19 protein-coding genes are annotated in these 20653 nt (G+C 61.7%); 10 read left to right on the forward strand and 9 right to left on the reverse strand.

What is annotated here, in order from left to right; all coding sequences use genetic code 11:
- Positions 1-24: 24 nt before the first annotated feature.
- On the reverse strand, positions 25-702 hold the full coding sequence (locus EOA19_RS04705) for a sugar transferase (protein WP_023811581.1): 678 nt from the start codon (positions 700-702) through the stop codon (positions 25-27).
- 601 nt (positions 703-1303) lie between these two features.
- Between EOA19_RS04705 and EOA19_RS04710 the strand changes: the two genes are divergently transcribed.
- Positions 1304-1579, forward strand: coding sequence for a hypothetical protein (locus EOA19_RS04710; RefSeq protein WP_023811582.1), 276 nt, complete (start codon positions 1304-1306; stop codon positions 1577-1579).
- 97 nt (positions 1580-1676) lie between these two features.
- Here EOA19_RS04710 and EOA19_RS04715 read toward each other — a convergent pair whose 3' ends face one another.
- From EOA19_RS04715 to EOA19_RS04740, 6 genes are all read right to left on the reverse strand, one after another.
- Positions 1677-3521 carry an ABC transporter ATP-binding protein gene (locus EOA19_RS04715; RefSeq protein WP_128302856.1) on the reverse strand — a complete coding sequence of 615 codons (1845 nt, stop codon included), beginning with the start codon at positions 3519-3521 and terminating at the stop codon, positions 1677-1679.
- 8 nt (positions 3522-3529) lie between these two features.
- Entirely contained in the window at positions 3530-4516 is a 987-nt protein-coding gene (locus EOA19_RS04720; protein ID WP_128302857.1) for a serine kinase, read from the reverse strand.
- The gene (locus EOA19_RS04725; protein ID WP_128302858.1) at positions 4513-6435 is read right to left on the reverse strand and encodes a lasso peptide isopeptide bond-forming cyclase; all 1923 of its coding nucleotides are present in this window, start codon (positions 6433-6435) and stop codon (positions 4513-4515) included. Before EOA19_RS04725 ends, EOA19_RS04720 begins: the two co-directional genes overlap by 4 nt.
- Positions 6432-6995, reverse strand: a complete 564-nt coding sequence (locus tag EOA19_RS04730) for a lasso peptide biosynthesis B2 protein (RefSeq protein WP_128302859.1) — start codon at positions 6993-6995, stop codon at positions 6432-6434. The genes EOA19_RS04725 and EOA19_RS04730 overlap by 4 nt, the downstream gene beginning before the upstream one ends.
- On the reverse strand, positions 6979-7293 hold the full coding sequence (locus EOA19_RS04735) for a PqqD family protein (RefSeq protein ID WP_023811587.1): 315 nt from the start codon (positions 7291-7293) through the stop codon (positions 6979-6981). The genes EOA19_RS04730 and EOA19_RS04735 overlap by 17 nt, the downstream gene beginning before the upstream one ends.
- A 135-nt stretch (positions 7294-7428) precedes the next feature.
- A complete protein-coding gene (locus tag EOA19_RS04740) occupies positions 7429-7581 on the reverse strand; it encodes a lasso peptide (RefSeq protein WP_013891488.1) in 153 nt (50 codons plus the stop codon).
- Between the two features lie 512 nt (positions 7582-8093).
- On the opposite strand from EOA19_RS04740, the gene EOA19_RS04745 reads away from it, so the two are divergent.
- From EOA19_RS04745 to EOA19_RS04780, 8 genes are all read left to right on the forward strand, one after another.
- Complete coding sequence (locus tag EOA19_RS04745; RefSeq protein WP_128302860.1) at positions 8094-9227, forward strand: nucleotidyltransferase family protein; 1134 nt, start codon at positions 8094-8096, stop codon at positions 9225-9227.
- Positions 9228-9318: 91 nt separating this feature from the next.
- The gene (locus tag EOA19_RS04750; protein WP_023811589.1) at positions 9319-10341 is read left to right on the forward strand and encodes a glycosyltransferase; all 1023 of its coding nucleotides are present in this window, start codon (positions 9319-9321) and stop codon (positions 10339-10341) included.
- Positions 10342-10630: 289 nt separating this feature from the next.
- Positions 10631-11026: a hypothetical protein gene (locus EOA19_RS04755; protein ID WP_128302861.1), complete on the forward strand. Its 396-nt coding sequence runs from the start codon at positions 10631-10633 to the stop codon at positions 11024-11026.
- 120 nt (positions 11027-11146) lie between these two features.
- Entirely contained in the window at positions 11147-12004 is an 858-nt protein-coding gene (locus EOA19_RS04760) for a family 16 glycosylhydrolase (protein WP_128302862.1), read from the forward strand.
- Between the two features lie 67 nt (positions 12005-12071).
- Positions 12072-13403 (forward strand): UDP-glucose/GDP-mannose dehydrogenase family protein, encoded by a 1332-nt coding sequence (locus EOA19_RS04765; protein WP_127267657.1) that lies wholly within the window; start codon positions 12072-12074, stop codon positions 13401-13403.
- Between the two features lie 92 nt (positions 13404-13495).
- Positions 13496-14938: a GMC family oxidoreductase gene (locus EOA19_RS04770; protein WP_128302863.1), complete on the forward strand. Its 1443-nt coding sequence runs from the start codon at positions 13496-13498 to the stop codon at positions 14936-14938.
- 13 nt (positions 14939-14951) lie between these two features.
- Positions 14952-15401: a hypothetical protein gene (locus EOA19_RS04775; protein WP_023811594.1), complete on the forward strand. Its 450-nt coding sequence runs from the start codon at positions 14952-14954 to the stop codon at positions 15399-15401.
- Between the two features lie 74 nt (positions 15402-15475).
- Positions 15476-16555 carry a glycosyltransferase gene (locus tag EOA19_RS04780; RefSeq protein WP_023811595.1) on the forward strand — a complete coding sequence of 360 codons (1080 nt, stop codon included), beginning with the start codon at positions 15476-15478 and terminating at the stop codon, positions 16553-16555.
- A 142-nt stretch (positions 16556-16697) separates the two neighbouring features.
- On the opposite strand, the gene EOA19_RS04785 is transcribed toward EOA19_RS04780, so the two are convergent.
- Positions 16698-17720, reverse strand: a complete 1023-nt coding sequence (locus EOA19_RS04785) for a phosphoribosyltransferase family protein (protein WP_128302864.1) — start codon at positions 17718-17720, stop codon at positions 16698-16700.
- 52 nt (positions 17721-17772) lie between these two features.
- A complete protein-coding gene (locus tag EOA19_RS04790) occupies positions 17773-19269 on the reverse strand; it encodes a lipopolysaccharide biosynthesis protein (RefSeq protein WP_128302865.1) in 1497 nt (498 codons plus the stop codon).
- A 184-nt stretch (positions 19270-19453) separates the two neighbouring features.
- On the opposite strand from EOA19_RS04790, the gene EOA19_RS04795 reads away from it, so the two are divergent.
- Positions 19454-20626 carry a glycosyltransferase gene (locus tag EOA19_RS04795; protein WP_128302866.1) on the forward strand — a complete coding sequence of 391 codons (1173 nt, stop codon included), beginning with the start codon at positions 19454-19456 and terminating at the stop codon, positions 20624-20626.
- The last annotated feature ends 27 nt before the right edge of the window (positions 20627-20653 follow it).

The raw sequence follows: 20653 nt of genomic DNA on the forward strand, positions 1-20653 counted from the left end.
TGTCTGGCATTGGCCACCGGCCGGTCAGTAAGAACCGCGCGACATCCAGACGGCCGGGACGGTCTTGATGATGATGCGAACGTCCTCGAACAGCGACCAGTTCTCGACATAGTGGCGATCGAAGGCGACGCGGCTGTCATAGGACACATCGTTGCGGCCGCTGACTTGCCACAGGCCAGTCAGGCCCGGGCGGGATTTCAGGTAATAGACGGCGGACGTGCCATAGATCTCGAGCTCGTCGCGCACGACCGGACGAGGGCCGACAAGGCTCATGTCGCCCTGCAGGATGTTGATGATCTGCGGCAGCTCGTCGAGGCTGAGTTTCCTCAGCACTGCTCCGACACGGGTAACGCGCGGATCGTTCTTCAGCTTGCGGGTGGCGATCCATTCCGCGTTGGCGTCCGGGTTGGTGGCGAGATAGGTTGCCAATACCCTGTCGCCGTCCGGAACCATGGTGCGGAACTTCAGGCAAGGAAAAATCCGCCCGCCGCGTCCAATTCGCCTGTGACCGTAGAAAATCGAGCCGCCGTCGGAAAACTTGACCAGCAGCGCTATCATGACAAACAGCGGGCTGAGTGCGATCAATCCAATCAGTGAACCGGCGATATCGAAGCTGCGTTTGAGCAAGCCGCCGATCGGTGGCGGAAAATCGATGTCAGCCTGCGAAAAGCTCGCCGTGGCCGACTTGGCAACGTCCCTCATGCCGTAAACTCCATGCGTTGAACGAATGGTTCAGCGCACGATACCAAAAAAATGTTGCAGCGCAACACACAATTTACCACCCCATTGAAATAGTCACGTCATGAATTGACTAAATAATAAGCTTGTCATGCACAAATTTCGGCGTATTTAGCACATTTGTGACAATAAATGGGCACGGCCGAAAAAATAGGGGCCTTTGTGGGGCCGTTTTTAGGCAGACCTACCTATCTGTCAAGGCAAGCTGCAAACTAGTGCTTTATCGTGCCCTGATGCATGGTGAAAACCGTATAAAATACTACTTAATATTGTCTATCTTACTGAAAATGCCGAGGAGAGCAGATCGGCTTAGCTCCCGTCGCGTGCATTGCAGCATGGCAGAGTCGATCGCAAAAGCTCGATCAAAAATATCCGAAGTTGCCCTTGCCGCCTATTGCTCGCCTTAATAGAATTGCAAATTATACCTGTCACGGTGACGACAGGTGGAAAAGGCCGGAAGCAACCGGTCGAGAGTGGGCGACCTTAACAAGCCCACATGACAAGGGACGGCGCTCGGGTGGGGCAATCGTGATAAATACCCGAGCCGGTTTATGGGCTGTTGGGCATGGCACTTCCAAAATTCATCCTCGGGATGATTTTCGCTCTGGCGATCGTCGTCGGCTGGTCCTGGCTGGGCGGTGCGTCGATAGGCACGATATTGGTGCGCGTCATCATCTGCGCCGTGATCATTCAGGCCGGCTATTTCGTGCTCATCTACACCATGATCGCCAGGAGCGCTCCGACGCCTGCCGACATAGCCCGTGACGCCGAGCGCAAACTGAACGCACCAGAGGTGGCCGAAAGCGAGAAGCTGGGCGGTGCCAGGCGCGGCCTGCATTGATGCAGATTGCTCAAACCTGCCCCCGGTTTGGAGGCATGCTTCGAAACAAGAGACCAGGCGCCGCGTGAATCCGTTTCGGCGCGTCTTGGTCGCCGGCTCACGCGACATCGGCGGGGTCGCTCTCTGACTGTTCCCCCGACAGCATCCTCGACAACCGGCTGCCGGTTTTTTCCTTCAGCCGCTGATATTGGCCGACCTCGACGATACGGCCGTTTTCCATCGCCACCACCCAGTCGGCGAAGGCGATCATCGACGGCCGGTGCGCGATGGTCAGGATCGTCATCGTGCCGCGCAATCCGTCGATCGACCTGACGATCAGCGACTGGTTCTGCCAGTCGAGCGCGCTGGTCGCCTCGTCCAGGATGAGCAGCGACGGCTTGCGCAGCAGCGCGCGTGCGAGCGCGATGCGCTGGCGTTCGCCGCCCGAAAGCCGCACGCCGCGATCGCCGACCACCGTCTCGAGCCTGAGGTCGAGCCGTTCGACAAACTCGCCGGCGTGGGCCTGATGCAGCGCGGCCCACAGGTCGCCATCGCTGGCCCGTGGCGCGGCAAGGCGCAGGTTCGCCGCGATCGTGTCGTGCAGGAGGAACACGTCCTGCGGCACATAGGCCACCTGGTCGCGCCAGCGACGGCGATTGCTGGCATCGATCTCGACGCCGTCGACAAGTATCATGCCGGTGGTAGGCTCCAGCAGGCCAAGCAGCATATCGGCGATCGTGCTCTTGCCCGATCCGGACGGGCCGATCAGGGCGGTGACCTTGCCGGCCGGCAGGCCGAAGGTGATGCCGCTCACCACCATCTTGCCGCCAGCATCTCCGTAGGTGAAGGAGACACCGCGAATATTCAATCCCGTATTGAGGGAGAGTGTCCCGGCGTCGGCGAACTCGGTATGGCCTGGTTCGCGTTCGGCGTCGAAACGTGCCTGCAGGCTGCGCATTGCCGTAAAGGCGGGCAGGTTGATCAGCACTTGCTGGGCTTGCGTCTGCATGTCCATGAAGCGCGGCGCGATGCGCATGAAGACCAGGAGCAGGACGACGATCTCGGCCATGGACAGGTTGAAGCGGACCAAAGCCACATAGATGAACAGGCTCAGGCCCACCACGCTCGCAACCTGGAATACCGCGGTGCCGATGGTGCTGTTGCGCACATAGTCGATGTTGTCGGCCTTCATCCTCTCAAGCGTCGACCGAAGCTGCGCGAAATAGCTGTCCTCGACATTCAGGCTCTTGGCCACCTTGATACCGCCGAGAAATTCCGAGACCGTCCGGTACTGATCCTGGCGATTGGCGGTCAGTACACGGCCGAAGGCCGTGGCCCGTGCCCGGAAGGGCCGCAGCGCCACGAACATCAGCATGCCGATGACGACGGCAAACAGCGTCATGACCGGCGAGATGAACACGGAAACCAGGAGATAGCCGGCCAGAAGAACGGCGATCTGCACCAGCATCAGCAGTGAGAACGCCGCGCCCTGGACGCGGTCGATGTCGCCGGTCAGGGCATGATCGAGATCGGAACTGCGCATGCGGGTAAAAACGCCCCAGCGCGCCTTGCCGATGCTTTCGAACAGGTTCATGCGAACGCGGTTGACGAAATCGAACAGCAATTTGGCCATGTAGACCGATTTGAAGCGATTGAACGCCGCCTGCGCTGCAACAAGTCCGACCAGCGCGAAAAGCACGGTCGTCAGCTGCAGCGTGCCGTCAGGCACCAGCCAGCGCACGAAATCATTGTTGGGCAGCCGAACAGCGAAATCCTGGTCGGCGCGTCCGACCAGATGCAGCAGCGGGATGAGCAGCAGGATGGAGATGCCCTCGGTCAGGCTGCCGAGGATGAGGAAGAACAGCGCCGTCCATGTTCGCCGGCCGCCGATCCGGGCAATGGCGGCGCCGAATGCGGCAATTTCTCGAAACAGCGACAGGCGAAGGATTGGGGGCTTCGACATGGTTGCGCTCACGACCGCCGGCTGCCGGCCGACAGATCCTTTTCGATCAGCTCCACGGCTTCGCCGATCCTGTCCAGGCCCGTCGGGACTTTCAGCCGGTACACGCCGATATGGTTAGCAATCCATGAACATTGCTGAAGATGCGCCGCCGCGAAGTCGTCGGGCAGCGCCGCACGGCCGAAGCGCGTCACATAGGAGAATTTGATGATGGCCGGCAGGGCGGTAATGGCGGGCAAGGGCGTGATGTCAGCCCTTTCGCCGCGCTCGAGGATATAGATCCTGGTCGCCGGCACCTTGTCGCCCGAAAAGTCACCGTTCAGGCGATGCTGCATTTTGTCGATCGCCGGATGCACTTGCGGCCGCACTTCCGCTCCCCCGAGCGAGATCGCCGCAGCGGCGTCGGCCGCCAGCTTGATCTGCGGAAAGCCCGGAACGGTCATTGGCTCACTCGGATTGGCAAGGTCCAGCGCCACCACGTCATCGGTAAGCAGTCGATGCCCGGCCCGGATCATCGCGCTTGCCGTCGTCGACTTGCCGGCTCCCTTGTCACCCATGAAGATGGCGCTGGTGCCGGCGGCGGCGATGGCACTGGCATGCAGGACAAGCAGGCCGCGCCGGTGCAAGAGCAGCGCCATGACCGGACCGAGCAGCGGAAACGCGAGCAGCGCATCGTCGACGCCGGGCGCCGGTTCGATGTCGATACGGCTGAAATCGGTGATCAGGAACGCGCCCACGGCATACCAAGCCAGATATTGCCGGTCCGGCTCGAAACGAAAGTCGGTCGCTGCTTCGGGCGCCGGCTTTGGCAGGTCGATCGCGCCGACAGCGATCACGAGATCCGCCGCCCCCGGCGGCGCCGGCTGCAGTTCGGGCAACATCACCTCCGACGCGATGGTCAGACCATAGGCGCGGTAGAAGCGGCGTTCTCGCATGGCCCGGCCATGTGAAAAGGCATCATCATTGTATAGAGCGAGCTGCTCGTTGCGCGGCATCACGTGGGGCTCCCGCCGTGCTGGAGTTGCCGCAGCCAGAGCGACAGCGAGGCCGAGCGCCAGACATACTGGACATCCAGGGGGGCTGCCTGATCGGGCTGGCGCAGCAGTCGCGCATAGGCAGCACTCACTTGCGGCAGATTGACATAAGGCGCGATGCGGTTCGCATCCGAGACCAGCAGCTGTTCCAGGAGGTCGCGATGGTTGCGCAGCATGCCGTTGACGAGATTGGCGGTGAAGTCGATCTTGTCGCGCCGCCACTGCACCGCCTCCGGCAATACGCCTTGCATGGCGCGACGCAGCACATAGCGACCAAAGCCGTGGCTCAGCTTCTCCTCGCCCGGCAACGCCAGGCAGAACTCGACCAGCGGCTTATCCCAGAATGGGTATCGCGGCTCGACGCCGAAATTGGCGGCGGCCTTGTCGAGAACCTCGAAAGCATGCGGGACATAGCCGTTCGACAGGATCCAGCGATGGCTCAAGGCGTCGCTGGCCTGAACGCCGGGCGGCATATAGCCGGCCCGGTGAAACCGGTCGACAAGCTCGGTGCGCTTGGCAAGGTCCGGATTGATCAGGTCGCGCCAGCTTCGTGCGCGCTGCACGTGCGCGGGCTTGCGGATCCTGTTCAGGGCACGGTTGGCCAGATGCCTCAGCTTGGCGATGCGCCAGGCCGGCCCGTAGAGGGTCAGGAACTGGAGATAAAGGCCAAGCGTGCTGTCGCCATAGGTATTGGAGGCGCTGCGGACCTCGCGCCACAGATCCATCCATCGGCCGCCATTCGCAAGCTCGTGCAGGTGACCATGGCCTTGGGAAACGACCTCGTCGCCGCCATGGCCGTCCAGCAGCACCTTGATGCCCTTGGCGCCGGCAGTCCGGTAGATACCGCGGGTGAGCGTCAGGCCCGGCGCCAGGAACGTTCCTTCCTGTTCTTCCAGCACGCGTTCGAATTCGGCGAATGGGGCATAGTTGCCGACCGGGATCAGCGTCGCGTCGACCTTCTGCTGGTCGAGAACGGCATCGATGAAGGGCCGCTCGTCCATCGGCGAGCCCCTCTCGAAAATCAGCGAGAAGGTCGGCAGCTTCGGCCTGCGCGCAGCGGCATTCTGCAGGCCGGCGACACAGGCGATAGATGAGGAATCGAGGCCGCCGCTCAGCATTGCGCCGACTGCCGAGGTCCCTCGCATGCGGTTGCGCACCGATTGCGAGAACAGATGGGCGAATTCCTCCGATGCATCCGACCGCAAGGGCCGCGCCGACGGCTCGATCTGCCAGTATCGGCGCAGCACCACCTGTTGCGCGGTGACGGTTACGCTGTGGCGGGCCGGCAGGCTGAATATATCGCTGTAGGGGGTCGACTGCGGGTCGTCGGGAAGCCCGGCCAGGAAGCCGGAGATCTGGCGCTCGCTGACACGTGCGCGGATACCTTCGACCTCCAGGATCGGCCCGATCTCGGACGCAAAGGCAAAACGCCGGTCCGCCGCGTGGTAGTAGAACGGCTTGACGCCAAAATGATCGCGCGCGCAAAACAGCGATTGCCGCTCGTCATCCCAGATGGCGAACGCGAAATCGCCTTGCAGATGCTCCGGACAAGCTTCGCCCCAGCGTAGATAGGCCCGCATCAGCACGATCGCGTCGGCCACCGACTGGTCGCGGATACCGAGCCTGGCCAGCAACTCGTCACGGTTGTCCAGCCGGCAATCGGCGGTGATGGCGAGCCGGCCGCCAGCCATCGTCAAAGGGCCTGGACCGACCTCATCCGATGTGTTGAGCCAGGCGTGGCCAAGGGCGATGCTGGTGTCCAGCCACCATGAACCGCCGTCGGGACCGCGATGGCGCATGCGCGCCAGCATTTGCTGAATGTCTGCCGCCGCGACCGCTGGTGCGTGTGCTCCGCGCAGCAGGATTCCGGCGACGCCGCTCATCGGCTGCCGTGGTCGACGAGATGGGCGAAGCCGTCGATCGATCCGCCAAGCACGATATGGTTGTCGCTGACCAGCCAGGCATGTGCTTTCAACTGCTCGCCCGTAACACGTTCGATGCCGATGCGTATCGTCGATTCATTGCCTTGGCGGGCGAGAATATACTGGCCGGAGAGCGCTTGGGTCAGGCACGTAGCGTAAGGGACGAAATGGGCCGCGGCGGCAACACCCCAGGCGACACGCCGCAGTTCGCCCATCGAGGCGCACTGCCGCGCGTCGAGCCGCGTCACCAGGCTGCGTACACGATTGTAGGACAGCAGGGTCAGCCCCAGCCGAACTGTCGCCACCACCAGCAGGCAATGGCCAAGGAAGATCATTTCCGAGCCGCTCAGGGAGAAAATCCTGACCAGCCCGTGCCGGCTTCCGCCGCGCTTCGACTGCTTGAGGCCTGTTTCCCTCGCGGGTTCCTGCCGTAAAGCCGTTGCCCGCGAAACCAGGGCCCGCGAAACTATGGCCTGCCAAACCAGCGCCTTGTGCTGGGTCGGCTTAGACAAGTGCCTCATGATGCCGTCTCGCAAGCCCATTTTCGGCCAGGCCCTTCAGCAATGCGTCGACATCGGCCTGGCAGCGCACCGGGTCGACATTATAGCGCGCAAGAACGGCGCTGCGGATGTCCCCGAGCGACCGGGGCTCCTGGATCAAATCCCAGATGAAGGCGCCGACGCCATTCAGGCTGTAGTAGACATTGGATTTGAGATTGAGCAGAGCCAAGCCATCGCCGAACTCGCAAGCCACGGCATCCTTGGTCGCACTCACGCTATCGTGGTCGGCCAGATCATGGTCGGATTGCTTCCAGTTCATCCCCGCACCTCACTGACAAAACGCTTCGACATCTCCGGTTGGCGCAGGAGAAGTCGGGAGGCTGGCCCCCCGACCCTCTTACGTCTGCTTTGAATCCAGAGTCCCGAAATGTCACTCTGGAAACGGCTATAAGTCTCAGGAGAACGTCAGGTCGCCGATCGGCGTGTGCGCGGGGAACGATGCGTCGATCGCCGTGTTGCCGCCGCCACCCTGGGTGATGGTCTCAATCGAACCATGAACCGTCAGGCTTGGTGTCTCGTATTCATGCTTTTCAACATTCTGTTCCATTTTACTCTCCGATTTAGGACTGGAAACGGCCTGTCGAGTGCCGTCAGCACTTTTATGCTGCAATGCAATAGCTGCACGGCAGCATTTATGAGTCAAGACTGTTTTACCTTCCGTTAATCAATTACGTTGCTGGCGTCAGGACATGAGCGGCCATGCCTAAAACTTGTCACTTTTTAGCCGATTCCTTGGGCACGATGGCAGCGCCCGCGCTGATTCTTTAAGCATGTGATTTTGCTTGCATAAGTCGTTTGCTTTGTGCCTATTTTTAGGCGTCGCTAATGGAAAGAATTTTCTGTTTGGAAAATTCGGCCGGGGATCGGCAAAAGACCTGACAAGGATATTTCAGCCGCGGTTCTCACTTCTTTCCGACGCGATCTCGATAGGCGCTCGGTTGCAAAAATTCGCACTGCAAAAGGAAAGGCTTTACGGCACCGAGGTTTTTGGTGATGTTTGCTTCGCACATGCAGCATAAGTGTTCGCGCAAACCGCTTTCTTTGGAGATTGTGCGCTAAATGGCATTGCCTGACGGCTCATACGAACGATTGCGCGCCGCCGGCTGTGCCGACGAGGTGGCCTACGTGCAGGCCTGCCTGCGATTCTATTTTGCCGGGCCGCACGCCGGCGCGGGCGACATTTCGATGCGTGATCTGGACGGTGCCAAAATTGCCGACATCGCCAGGCTGAACAAGGTCGCCACCTTTGTCCTCAAGGCCCTTTCGCGCGCACCCGCGCTTGAGAGGCCGCCTGAGCTTTTCCGATGGCTCGACACCTACCGCAGGAGAACGGTTTCGATGAACGCGTCCTGCATCATGGATTCCATGGCGGTCCATGATGTGCTGCGCGCCAGCGAGATCGATTTTGTTTTTCTGAAGGGTCCGTTCCAGCAGCAGCTTCTCTACGACGACCACTTCATGAAGCCGTCCGGCGATGTCGACATTCTGGTTTCGCCGCTCGGATTTGTCAGGGCGCGTGATGCCCTTCGCAAGATCGGTTATGAGGTATCAGGCAAGTCGAACTCCGTCTGGTGGGTCCGCTTCCTCGGCGAACAGCACATGACCCGGGACGACGGGCCGAGGTCGTCCACGGTAGATCTCCACTACCGCCTCCAGCAGCCCGGCTCGCCAAGCCCGCGCGACGCGGACGGGTTCCTGCGGCGCAAACGACAGGTCGAAATCGCCGGTGCGACGGTGCCGTTCACCTCGGTTGCCGATACTTTGCTTTTGTCCTGCATCAGCGTTGCCAAGGCACTTTTCAACCGGGAACCTTGCGCGGGCTACGTCTGTGATATCAGCGCCAGCGCCGGCCGACTCGACGAGGCGGATCAGCTGCGTTTGCTCGATGCCGCAACCGTGCAAGGTTTGGACGACACGCTGCTGCTTGGCCTGCGCGCCGCCGATGTGCTACTCGGCGGTGCTGGCACGCTGCTGTCGCAGCGCGCGACCAGGATCCTGTCGCGCATCGGCAATGAGGATCTGCTCAGCATGGTCATCGCGCCGTGGCTGCCGTCGCTGCGGTGGCCACAGCGGCGAACGGTGCTGTGGGAACTGTGCGGCCGCGCGCCGGTCCGCTATCTGGCCGAAGCCGGCTGGGCGGCGTCCGCCGATATCAGCCGCCGCATCTTCGAGCGGCCGGGAGGCGCTGAATGAAGGCAAATTGGGTGCTGATGGCAATTCTGTAGGGCATCGAAGGAGTACGGGGCGAGGGCAAATCGATATTACCTGTACGAGAGGCAAATCCATGTCGATGACGAAATCCGAGGTCTGCGTGATCATCGCGGCAAAAAACGCCGCAGCGACAATCGCCGTCGCCATCGCATCCGCGTTGCGCGAACCGGAAGTGGCGGAGGTCGTCGTTGTCGATGATGCCTCCACCGACCACACCGCCGATGTCGCACGATCCGCCGATGATGGCAGCGGGCGGCTCTCCGTGATGCGCCTCGATGTCAATCGCGGCCCCTCCTTTGCCCGCAACGCAGCCATCGCCGGCTCGAAATCGCCGTTCATCAGCATTCTTGATGCCGACGATTTCTTCCTCGAAGGCCGGTTTCGCAACCTGTTTGCCGGCGCCGATTGGGATTTCGCAGCCGACAACATCATGCTGATCAGGGATGATGCGACGGGCGACGCGACGAAAATCGTCGCGCCGCAATTTGCCGCCGATCCGGAATTCCTCGATTTCGAGCGCTTCGTCGAAGGCAACATCTCCAGGCGCCGCGTGCAGAGGGGCGAACTGGGCTTTTTGAAGCCGGTGATCAGCCGTGCCTTCCTCGACCGCCACGGGTTGAGCTACGACGAGAGCCTGCGGCTGGGCGAGGACTATGAACTCTACGCCCGCGCGGTCGCATGCGGGGCACGGTTCAAGGTCATTCGCTCCTGCGGCTACGGCGCCGTCGTCCGCGCCGATTCTCTGAGCGGCCGCCACAAGACCCAGGACCTGAAGCGTTTGGCCGATGCGGATCTGGCGCTGCTGGCGATAGACAGTCTGCCAGAAGGCTCGAAGGCGGTGCTAAGGCGGCATGAACGGCACGTGCGCGACAAATATCGGCTGCGCAATTTCCTTGACGTCAAGGCTGAGCGGGGGCTGGCATCGGCTGCGGCTTACGCTTTCGCCAGCCTGTCCAACCTCGTCCCCATCGTCCAGGGCGTGGCTTCCGACAAGCTCGAGGCGCTGTTTCGTCGCGTCGGCCTTATGTCCAGCCAAAAACATGTCCCGCCGCGGCGTTTTCTGATGGCCGGAACCAGCATGGGCAAGGAACGCTGAGAGCGGACCCCGGTGCTTGCGATTTGTCCGCTCGCGGCATGTCATCACGGAAACCATTTCGGCCGGATTTATGAGTTTACGAATTGGGTGGTTGCCTCGCGGCTCCGACGATGGCAGTCTATGTTGCGGTGCAACATATTGGACGACCAGCCGAACTGGCCCCCGATCGGATTGGTCTGATGTCTCTCCTTCAAAAGGAGTAGGACAACGCAACACGAATTTTGAGCCCCGGCTGCGGGATCGGCCGGAAGCCCGGCCCACAAGCCGGCGATGACAGGAATCGGAGTCCATGGCCTCGATATTCGGTTTCAGATCAAGGGATCCGGCCCGCGACCGGCAGGCCGATGTTTCACGTCTTGATCGTCTGGCAAAGCTGTTCGAGCAGATTGCGGCCGAGATCGAGGCCGAGAGAACCGGGCTTGAGAATCGCTACCGGACAACGTCGACCAACGCCGCCTTCCTGGTCGAAGCCATGGAAAACGGCTCAGCTTCCGAAAAGCGGTCTTCGGAAGTCAGCGCACTGACACAGTCGATCCTGAATTGCGAACGCCGCATTGCGGCGCTGTCGCGCCAGGACGGCATGATGAAAGAGCTCCGTCATTCGCTGGATATGGTCTTCGACGAGAATGCCGATTCGGCCACCTCGGCGGAATTCGCCTGGCCGGCAGGCGCAGGCAGAGGTTGAACGTGAAGGCTCGGAACTGTTGCAACAGATTTGATGCAGGGCGGGAAGCGTTGGCCCGTTCAGGAGCGGTTCGAACGTCGACTTTGGGTTGGGGACACACAGCGCAAAGGTGAGTTTGGTATGAATTCGAATCCGAAACCTACGACGGCAATTGACGCGCCGTCTCTCTCATATCGGGCCGGGCAAGCCGCCCGGCGGCGGCTGGGGTCGCTCGGTGCGTTGCTGCTGGCTGCTGTTGGCGCTTTCGTGGCAACCCCTTCCTACGCCCAGGACATTCCGACATCGCCGTCCTTTGTCGATGATTTCAAAAGCTTCGACCGCGCGCGCTGGTATGTTTCCGACGGCTGGAACAACGGCAGCCATCAGAATTGCACCTGGTCGAAAGGCATGGTCGAACTGTCGAATAATGTGCTGTCGCTCGGCTTCGAAAAGCAGACGCTGAAGGATCGCGACTACGTCTGCGGCGAGATCCAGACCAAGCAGCGCTTCGGCTACGGCACCTATGAGGCACGGCTGAAGACCGATACCGGCTCCGGCCTCAACGCGGCGTTCTTCACCTATATCGGTCCCAGCGACAAGCAGCCCTGGGACGAGATCGACTTCGAGGTCCTGACCAAGGACACCTCCAAGGTGCAGGTCAATGCCTATATCGCGGGCAAGGGCAAGAACGAGAAGCTGGTCGACGTGCCGGGCGGAACGGAGAACGCCTTCAACGACTACGCCTTCGTCTGGCAGAAGGACAGCTTGCGATGGTACGTCAACGGCCAGCTGGTGAACACGATTGCCGACCCGGCGAAGCTGCCCAGCCATGCACAGAAGATATTCTTCAGCTTTTGGGGCAGCGATACGATGAAGGGTTGGATGGGAGCGTTCGCGGATCCGGGCCGCAAGCTTTCCCTGCAGATCGAGCGGGTTGCCTTCACGGCGCTCGGCGAACCCTGTCAATTTCCGGAATCGCTGGCATGCAGTGTAAAGTAGTTGGGAAAGTCGATTTGAACCGGCGGGACCGAAAACGGTCCGCTGCCTTGCATGGGAATGAAACCGAATGAATTTGACGGTGTTTGGAATTGGCTATGTCGGCCTCGTGCAGGCTGCGGTCCTTGCCGAAGTTGGGCACCAGGTGGTGTGCGTCGACATCGACGCCGCCAAGGTCGAGCGGCTCAACCAGGGCCTGGTTCCCATTTTCGAACCCGGTTTGGAAAACCTCGTTAAGGAAAACCATGCTGCCGGCCGCATCAAGTTCACCACCGATGCCGCCGCCGCGGTCAGGCATGGCGAGATCCAGATGATCGCCGTCGGCACGCCGCCGGGCGAGGACGGCTCGGCCGACCTCAAATATGTGCTGGCCGTCGCCGAGACCATCGGCCGCGAAATGGACAAACCCAAGATCGTCGTCGGCAAGTCTACGGTGCCGGTCGGCACCTGCGAAAAGGTGAAGGCCAGGATCGCCGACACGTTGAAGAAAAGAGGCCGCGAGGACCTGGCTTTCGATGTCGCTTCGAATCCCGAGTTCCTCAAGGAGGGGTCCGCGGTCGCCGACTGCATGAAGCCGGACCGCATCATCGTCGGCACCGACAGCGAGGACACCGAGGCTGTGATGCGCGAACTCTACGCGCCGTTCAACCGCAACCACGAGAAGATGATCGTGATGGACGTGCGCAGCGCCGAATTCACCAAATATGCCGCCAACTGCATGCTGGCGACCAAGATCAGCTTCATGAACGAGATGGCCAATTTGGCCGAACAGCTCGGCGCCGACATCGAGGAGGTCCGCAAGGGCATCGGCAGCGATCCCCGCATCGGCTACCATTTCATCTATCCGGGTCTGGGTTATGGCGGCTCGTGCTTCCCCAAGGACGTGCGGGCGCTGATCAAGACCGCCGAAGGCGTCAAGTTCGACGCCAAGCTGCTGCGCGCCGTCGAGGAGCGCAACAACGCACAGAAATCGGTTCTCTTCGACAAGGTGGACCGCTATTTCAAGGGCAACCTCAAAGGCAAGACCTTTGCGCTCTGGGGCCTGGCCTTCAAGCCCAACACCGACGACATGCGTGAGGCGCCGGCGCGCGTCCTGATGGAAGCGCTCTGGAAGGCCGGCGCCAATGTGCAGGCTTATGATCCCGAGGCGATGCAGGAATGCCAGGCCATCTACGGACTGCGCGACGACCTGCTTCTGTGCGGCACCAAGGAGGCGGCGCTGCGCGGCGCCGATGCGCTGCTGATCGCCACGGAATGGAAGAGCTTCCGTGCGCCCTCCTTCGATGCGGTGAAGGATGCGCTGATTACGCCGGTCATCTTCGACGGCCGCAACCTCTATGACCCCAAGGTCATCGCCCGCCACGGCATCGAATATCACTCGATCGGCAGAATGGCGGCATGAGACCAGGTCCTGGCAGACGGATGCAAGACCGGTCCGCACATGGCCTGCGGGCGCTGGGACTGAGCGCGTATTTCTGTGTGGAGTTGTAGCCGATGGTGCTGGACGTAAAGCCGGGGCAAATCACCAAGGACCATTTCGATCTCGTTGCGATCGGCTCCGGCTTCGGTTCGGCCTTCTTCCTGCATGAGTTCGCCAAGCGCCGAAAGGCGCGCATTCTGGTGCTGGAGTGGGGACGCCACAACACCCATGAATGGCAGCTCGAGCAGAACGTCAACACCGACATCGAAGACGAGACGACCTACAAGACCAATTCCAACAAGCCGTGGAACTACACGATCGGACTGGGTGGCGGGACGAACTGCTGGTTCGCGCAGACGCCAAGATTTCATCCCAATGATTTCCGGCTGAAAAGCACCTACGGCATCGGCAATGACTGGCCGATCAGCTATGACGACGTCGAGCCGTTCTATTGCGACGCGGAAGACATCATGTCGATCTCCGGCGATCCCGACATGGCGGCGATGCTGCCCCGCTCGAAGCCGTTTCCGCAACCGCCGCATCGCATGTCGACACCGGACAGGATGATGAAGGCGGCGCAGCCCGGCCAGCACTTCGTCATGCCAACCGCGCGGGCGCGGCTGCCGACATCGCAACGCACCTCGTGCTGTGCCAATCTGCGTTGCTGGCTGTGTCCGGTCGACGCCAAATTCACCGTCAACAACGGCTTGATGCACGTCTTCGAGCATCCCGACGTTTCGGTCTGCCTCGGTGCGGAAGTGCGCCGGCTCGATCACGTCGGCGGCGCTGTCCGTGCGGTCACGTTCAGCCATGACGGCAAGGAATACCAGGTCAGCGGCGATCTCTTCATTCTCGGCGCCAATGCCATCCAGAGCGCGGCGATCATGCTGCGATCCGGCCTGGGCGGCGAATTCGTCGGCAGCGGCCTGCATGAATCCTACGGCTGGAATTTCGAGGTCTATCTAGACGGCGTCGACAATTTCGACGGCAGCACCATCACCACCGGCCTGAATTTCGGCCTCTATGATGGTCCTCACCGATCGGAGCATGCGGCGGCACTGGTCTATTTCGAGAACCGCTGGCAGCACGGACTGCGTGCCGAAAAAGGGCGGCTACGCCAGGCGCTGCCGCTTGTCGTGGTCACCGAGGACTTGCTCGATCCCGAGAACTTCGTCACGCTTGACGAGGATGAGAATGCCTTCGTCAGCTTCAAGGCGCCATCGGACTATGCGGTGAAGGGCATGGCGCGCGCTCTGGAGAAATTGCCTGGCCTTCTGGCGCCGCTGCCGGTCGAAAAGCTCTTCGATCGCGGCATCCGGCCGACCGAATCGCACGTCCAGGGCACGCTGAGGATGGGTACGGGCGCAGCCGATTCGGTCATCGACAGCGGCATGATCCACCACCAGCTCAGAAATCTGGTCGTCGTCGGCACCAGCACCTATCCGAGCTGCTCCTGCGCCAACCCGAGCCTGACCGCGGCAGCGCTGTCCTTGCGGGCGGCGAGCCGGATCGCGTGAAAGGAGGTATCGCATGATCGAGATTTCCCGACGCTCGGCCCTGGCCGTCATGGCTGGCGGAGTGGTTTCGACAGGGGTCGCCTACGCCGCCGTTTCCTCGTTCTCGGACGAGGATCTGGTGCGCGTCACGCTGGAAAAATACCTTGGCAAGTTGAACATCCGCATCGAGCATCTGCAGCAGTTCGTGCTGGCGTTCCGCGACAGGAATCCATGGAACTTTCCGAGCGAAAAACTGAGTGACGCCGTCACCTTGGTGGAGGAGCTCAAACTGGGGGCCGCGCGCCGCTTGCTGCCCCAGCGGAAGCGGGAAGATCTGCTGCATTTCGACCGCTGGGTCGTCGCCGAATTCCATATGCTGACGGACTACGCCTGGCGCAGTTCGCCCAACGACCCGATCCGATTTACCGGCTGGCAATCCTGTACCAATCCCTTCGCCAATCTGGAGCCGCCGAAACTTGCCTGACGTCGAAAAGAGAGGCGGCGGACTTTGCTGTTGTCTCCGAGCAAGGAATACGAGATGCGACAAGGAGCCCGATCATGAAAGTTCTCTTTGCAGGCGGCAACGGCTACCCGCCTGAGTTCAGCGGCGGCGTTCAGTCGAGCACGCATCATCTGGCCGAACAGCTGATCGAGCACGGTCATGAAGCCGCTGTGCTCGCCGCCCTGTTCGGTGATGGTGTCTTCGGCTTCAAGGCGCGCGCCAAGATGAAGCTGTTGCGGCAGCCGGCGGTTGTCGACAGCTATCCCGGCTATCCGGTGGTGCGGGCCTGGTTTCCCTGGGAAGCGGCGGGCTATGCCGTCGACAGGCTGAAACCCGATGTCGCCGTGGTCCAGTGTCACAAATCGGTTCCGATCGGCAAGGCGCTGCAGGCGGAGGGCGTGCCTCTGGTCGTTTATCTCCGCAATGTCGAGTTCCATGAATTGGGCGGCGATCTGCGCGAATTGCATTCAGCGCTTTACATCGCCAATTCGGACTTCACCGCACGTACCTACAGACAGGAGTTCGGCATCGAGGCGGTGGTAATCCCGCCCACCATCAACCCGGCGCACTACTCGACGCCAACGACGGGCCAGTTCGTCACGCTGATCAACCCTTATGAGGAAAAGGGGTTTGAACTCGCGGTGCGGATCGCCGGCGCCTGCCGCGAAATCCCATTCCTGTTCGTCGAAAGCTGGAAGCTCGACGACGATCACCGGGCGCGGATCGAACAGACGATCGCTCCCTTGGGCAATGTCGTCCTGGAGAGCCGCACCAGCGACATGAAGACGGTCTATGGCCGCACGAAGATCCTGCTTGCTCCCAGCAAGTGGGAAGAGGCGTGGGGCCGCGTCGCTTCGGAGGCCCATTGCAGCGGAATCCCGGTTGTCGGCTCGCGGCGCGGCGGTCTGCCCGAGGCTGTCGGCTCCGGTGGCGTGGTGCTGGATTACGATGCTCCGCTGGCCGATTGGGTCGCGGCCGTCAGGCGGCTGTGGAACGACAACCAGGAATATGACCGGCTTTCAAGCCTCGCCCGCAGCTTCGCCGGGCGCCCGGAACTCGATCCCGATCGCCAGTTCATCACCTTCTTCTCGATACTGGACAGGGCGATGCAGCAACGCGCGCGACAGGCGGCCTAGAGGAGTTCGCCGTGTCACGGAAACGGCGAACTCCTCTAACTCTTTGTTTTGATCAATTCCCAAGGGAAAGCGCTATGCGCTTTTCCCGGGAAAACCGTTCACACTTTTCCTGGAATTGCCCTAACGGCGCCGCCTGAGCAGGTCAGGCCGGGCGTTTGACCCGGCTTTTCAGCGTCTCGTAGCCGCGGGCGCCAAGCAGGGCGCGGGCAATGGTCTTGGCAGCGCTCTTGCGGCCCTCTTGCGACTTGATCTGCCGCAGCCTTGCCGGCAGGTTCCTGGCCGCCTGACCAAGTGCCGGCAGCGACAGCGTGTTGGGAAAGCTGACCATATGCGTTTCCACGCACAGCACCGGCTTGCCTGACAGTTCGGTGATCCTCAGCGCCTGTTCGTGCTCGCTCTCGATGAACAGGATGGCATCGGACTTGCGGTAGAAGTCGGCCTTGAAACTGCCATGCGCGCCGAGCCGTTGCCGTTCCGCCTTGCTCGGCAGATCGAGCATGATCAACTGGTCGTATTTGATCTCATGCTTGGCGAGCCATGCCTCGGTGAGCGCGCGGTATTTCTCCAGCCGGCTGGTGACCAGCCAGCCGATCCTGTGGGTCGCGACATGGAGCGGCCGCGCTTCGCTGAGGAATTTCTCATAGGCCGGGCCGTCGTCGTTTTCCGCCTCTGTCGGATCGAGGCACAGCACGCCGTCAATATCGACGCAGCATTGCGCCAGGAATTTATGATGCATGAAGTTCCACTGGAACATGCGCGGATGCGGCACGACTTCGAAGACGAGGTCGGTTTCCTGGTGCTGGGGCTCAAGGCCGAACACGGCGGCAAAGGTGAACTCCGCCTCGATGCCCGAAGCCTGGATGCGGGCGCGTGCGTCGCGCATGGCGTTGCCGCCGGCGACGCTGTCGTCGATCACCAGCACCTTGCGCATCTCGGAAACCTTGCGGTCGAGAGCGGCACGGCCCTTGGTGACGCCAGACGTATAGATCCGACCTGCCAGGAAGCTGTCGAGATCGGTCATCGGGATGTTCGCGGCAAGGCTGACCAGCGTCGCTGCCAAAACGCCGCTTCTCGGCACACCGACCACGAGGTCGATATCGCGCGGCAGCCGGTGCAGGCCCCTGACGATGGCGTCGTTCATATCGGAGATCGATCGGTAGTGCATGGTTCAGACCTGGTCCTGGAGGAGATGTCCGTAGCAGTCGAAGACGCCCAAATTATTGCGCTTCGCGCGCCGCCGCCGCAGGCAGCCTTGCCGGCAGCATCTTGAGGGCCTCGCGCAAGGCTTCGCGGCCGGAGGCGAATGCCAGTGCGATGACGATGGTGATGAGGTAGGAGAGCACGGCGCCGCTGGCCAGGGCGACGACATGCTGCTGGGGCAGCAGGGGCTTGATGAACCAGATCACGGCCAGCGCCAGATGGGCGCCAAGCACGACCGGCGTTGCCGCGCGAAGCACATGGTGCGCCTGCAGCGGCCCGCTCCTGCCGACATAAAGCCACAGGAACGGCGTCCGCAGATATTCGCTGATCGCATAGGCGATCGCCACGCCCAGCGCGCCATAGGGCAGGCCGAGCATGAAAGCCAGCACCGACGTCACGGCCGTTATGATGCCCCAGCGCATGAAATCGCCGGAGCGGCCCTGGCTGACGAAAAGCCACCCGGCCGGATTGTTGAGCGGCTGCAGCAGCCCGGCAAAGCCGAGCGCCAGGAAAATCGAGGCGCTTGCGCGCCATTGCTCGCCGAGCACGAAGGGGATCAGCACATCCGACATCGCGGTGGCGAAGGCGACGCCGGGAAGCGCCACCAGAAGGATCAGCGGCATGACGCGCAGATAGGCGCTGCGGTAGCGATCCGGCTCGTCCTTAAGCCTGGAAAGCGCCGGAACCATCACCTTCGACAGCGGGTTGGTGATCTGGCTCAACGGAAACAGAAGCAGCTTGTAGGCGCGGTCATAGAGGCCGAGTTGCGCCTCGCCCCAATATTTGCCGATCAGCACATTGTCGAGGTTGCGGGCAAAGAAATTGGCGAAGTTGAAGCCGGTGATGCCGGCGCCGAAATTGATCAGCTCGCCGATGCCGGCGACCTTGCGCGGCAGGCCCGGACGCCAGCGCGAGCTCGCCCAATAGCAGAGCGTCGGCAACACGGCACCGGTCAGCGTACCGGCAAACAGGGCCCAATAGGAGCGATCGATAAAGGTCCAGGCGATCGACACCGCAAGCCCGGCAATGGCGCTGGCGACGTCGATGACGGCCAGCCGGCCGAACTGCATGCGGCGTGTCAAGAGCGCCAGATGCTGGGCGCCCAGCCCATAGGCCATGATCTGCAGCCCGAACGCAGCCACCAGGCCCGTCACGCGCGGCTCGCCGTAGAAGGCAGCAACCAGCGGCGCCGCACCCGCAAGCACGCAAGCCAGGATAGCGCTGACGGCGACATTGATCCAGAAGAGGTAGTTCACCTCCTCATGCCGGATGCCTGATTTCTGGATCGTCGCCTGGGTCAGGCCGAAATCCTGGAACAGGGCGATAAAGGCAAGCACCGGCGCGCACATCGCCACGACACCGAAATCCTGTGGCGACAATAACCGCGACAGCACGATGACGGACAGGATCTGTGTCGCGACCCGCACCGATTGCGCCATGGCCGTGACAACCGCGCCGCGCCCAACCGATTTGCGCAAGGAGCCTTCTGGCGGATCGAATGCATTGGCTTCCAAATTCAGGATTCCTGATTTTTTACGTGGATTTCCGAGCCCGAAATCCACGACCGCCGCCGACCACAAACTACGGCAATAATTTTGCAGTGCAACAGAAAACGTCGATGCGTGCAGCAAAAATGTTGCGATGCAGCAAGAGCTGTACTAGCATTCCCTCGGGTGGGCCAACAGCGGTCGAGTTTTTATGCTGCATGTCTTGTACCTTGTGCACGACGTTTCCGACCCGGCGGTGCGCCGGCGGATCACGATGCTCAGGGCAGGTGGGGCCCAGGTCACTTTGGCCGGCTTCCGTCGCACCGCGAATCCGATTGCGGATATCGAGGGACTGCGGCCGATCGACCTCGGCGCGACGCGTGACGGGCGATTCGGCCAACGCCTCGCGGCCGTCGCCAAAGCAGCCGTTTCGATAGGCCCGAAGCTTGGCGGCATGCCAAAACCGGATCTCATCATCGCGCGCAACCTGGAAATGCTGGCGCTTGCCCGCCGCGCCAGGTCAGCCTTCGGTGCATCGGTCCCGATCGTATACGAGTGCCTCGACATTCATCGGCTTGTGCTGCGCAACGATGTCCTGGGCAAGGCGCTGCGCGCCACCGAACGCTTTCTGGCCAGGGATGTGAAGCTGCTGGTGACCAGTTCTCCTGCCTTTATCGCCAATTATTTCAAGCCGTTCGGCCAGGTCGCGGCACCCATCGAGCTGGTCGAAAACAAATATTTCGAGGCCGCGACGATCTTGCCCGGCGCACCGGAGGCTGAAGAGAGCCCGGCCGGTCCGCCATGGCGGATCGGCTGGTTCGGTGCGCTGCGCTGCCGCCGCTCGCTCGAGCTGCTGGCCGATTTCTCCCGCCGCATGGAGGGCCGCTTTGAAATCGTGCTGCGCGGACGTCCGGCTTTGTCGGAATTCCCTGACTTTCACGGCTTTGTCGAAGCCGAGCCGTGGCTGTCGTTTCTCGGGCCCTACCGCAATCCGGAAGACATGGCGGCGATCTACAACGATGTCCATTTTTCCTGGGCGATCGATTTCTTCGAAGCGGGGCAGAACTCCGAATGGCTTCTGCCCAACCGGCTCTACGAAGGCTGCCGTTTCGGAGCGGTGCCGATCTCGATGGGCAACACCGAGACCGGGCGGTTCCTTAAACAGCAGGATATCGGCGTGCTGTTGCCGCAGGCGTCGCCCGAAGCGCTCGAAGCCGTGCTCGGCAAGATGGAAGAGCATCGCTTCGCCAGGCTGAAAGGGCGTGTTCTGGCACGCAATCCGAGGACCTGGAGCTACGATCGCAGCGATTGCCGGGCGCTTGTCGAGCGGCTGCGCAGCCTGACGGCCGTGCCCGGCTCCTTTGCCGCCGAGGCATTGGCATAGGATGGCCAAGGATGGACAGAGGCAAGA

The sequence above is a fragment of the Mesorhizobium sp. M7A.F.Ca.US.010.02.1.1 genome (assembly GCF_004023085.1).
In the GTDB taxonomy this organism is placed as follows: domain Bacteria; phylum Pseudomonadota; class Alphaproteobacteria; order Rhizobiales; family Rhizobiaceae; genus Mesorhizobium.

Bases quoted from the DNA above. Each gene is read 5' to 3' on its own strand.
- EOA19_RS04715 (WP_128302856.1), bottom strand. From the start codon at position 3,521: ATGTCGAAGCCCCCAATCCTTCGCCTGTCGCTGTTTCGAGAAATTGCC.
- EOA19_RS04780 (WP_023811595.1), top strand. From the start codon at position 15,476: ATGAAAGTTCTCTTTGCAGGCGGCAACGGCTACCCGCCTGAGTTCAGC.
- EOA19_RS04760 (WP_128302862.1), top strand. From the start codon at position 11,147: ATGAATTCGAATCCGAAACCTACGACGGCAATTGACGCGCCGTCTCTC.
- EOA19_RS04745 (WP_128302860.1), top strand. From the start codon at position 8,094: ATGGCATTGCCTGACGGCTCATACGAACGATTGCGCGCCGCCGGCTGT.
- EOA19_RS04775 (WP_023811594.1), top strand. From the start codon at position 14,952: ATGATCGAGATTTCCCGACGCTCGGCCCTGGCCGTCATGGCTGGCGGA.
- EOA19_RS04730 (WP_128302859.1), bottom strand. From the start codon at position 6,995: ATGAGGCACTTGTCTAAGCCGACCCAGCACAAGGCGCTGGTTTGGCAG.
- EOA19_RS04710 (WP_023811582.1), top strand. From the start codon at position 1,304: ATGGCACTTCCAAAATTCATCCTCGGGATGATTTTCGCTCTGGCGATC.
- EOA19_RS04755 (WP_128302861.1), top strand. From the start codon at position 10,631: ATGGCCTCGATATTCGGTTTCAGATCAAGGGATCCGGCCCGCGACCGG.
- EOA19_RS04725 (WP_128302858.1), bottom strand. From the start codon at position 6,435: ATGAGCGGCGTCGCCGGAATCCTGCTGCGCGGAGCACACGCACCAGCG.
- EOA19_RS04705 (WP_023811581.1), bottom strand. From the start codon at position 702: ATGAGGGACGTTGCCAAGTCGGCCACGGCGAGCTTTTCGCAGGCTGAC.
- EOA19_RS04740 (WP_013891488.1), bottom strand. From the start codon at position 7,581: ATGGAACAGAATGTTGAAAAGCATGAATACGAGACACCAAGCCTGACG.
- EOA19_RS04770 (WP_128302863.1), top strand. From the start codon at position 13,496: ATGGTGCTGGACGTAAAGCCGGGGCAAATCACCAAGGACCATTTCGAT.
- EOA19_RS04795 (WP_128302866.1), top strand. From the start codon at position 19,454: ATGCTGCATGTCTTGTACCTTGTGCACGACGTTTCCGACCCGGCGGTG.
- EOA19_RS04785 (WP_128302864.1), bottom strand. From the start codon at position 17,720: ATGCACTACCGATCGATCTCCGATATGAACGACGCCATCGTCAGGGGC.
- EOA19_RS04765 (WP_127267657.1), top strand. From the start codon at position 12,072: ATGAATTTGACGGTGTTTGGAATTGGCTATGTCGGCCTCGTGCAGGCT.
- EOA19_RS04735 (WP_023811587.1), bottom strand. From the start codon at position 7,293: ATGAACTGGAAGCAATCCGACCATGATCTGGCCGACCACGATAGCGTG.
- EOA19_RS04750 (WP_023811589.1), top strand. From the start codon at position 9,319: ATGTCGATGACGAAATCCGAGGTCTGCGTGATCATCGCGGCAAAAAAC.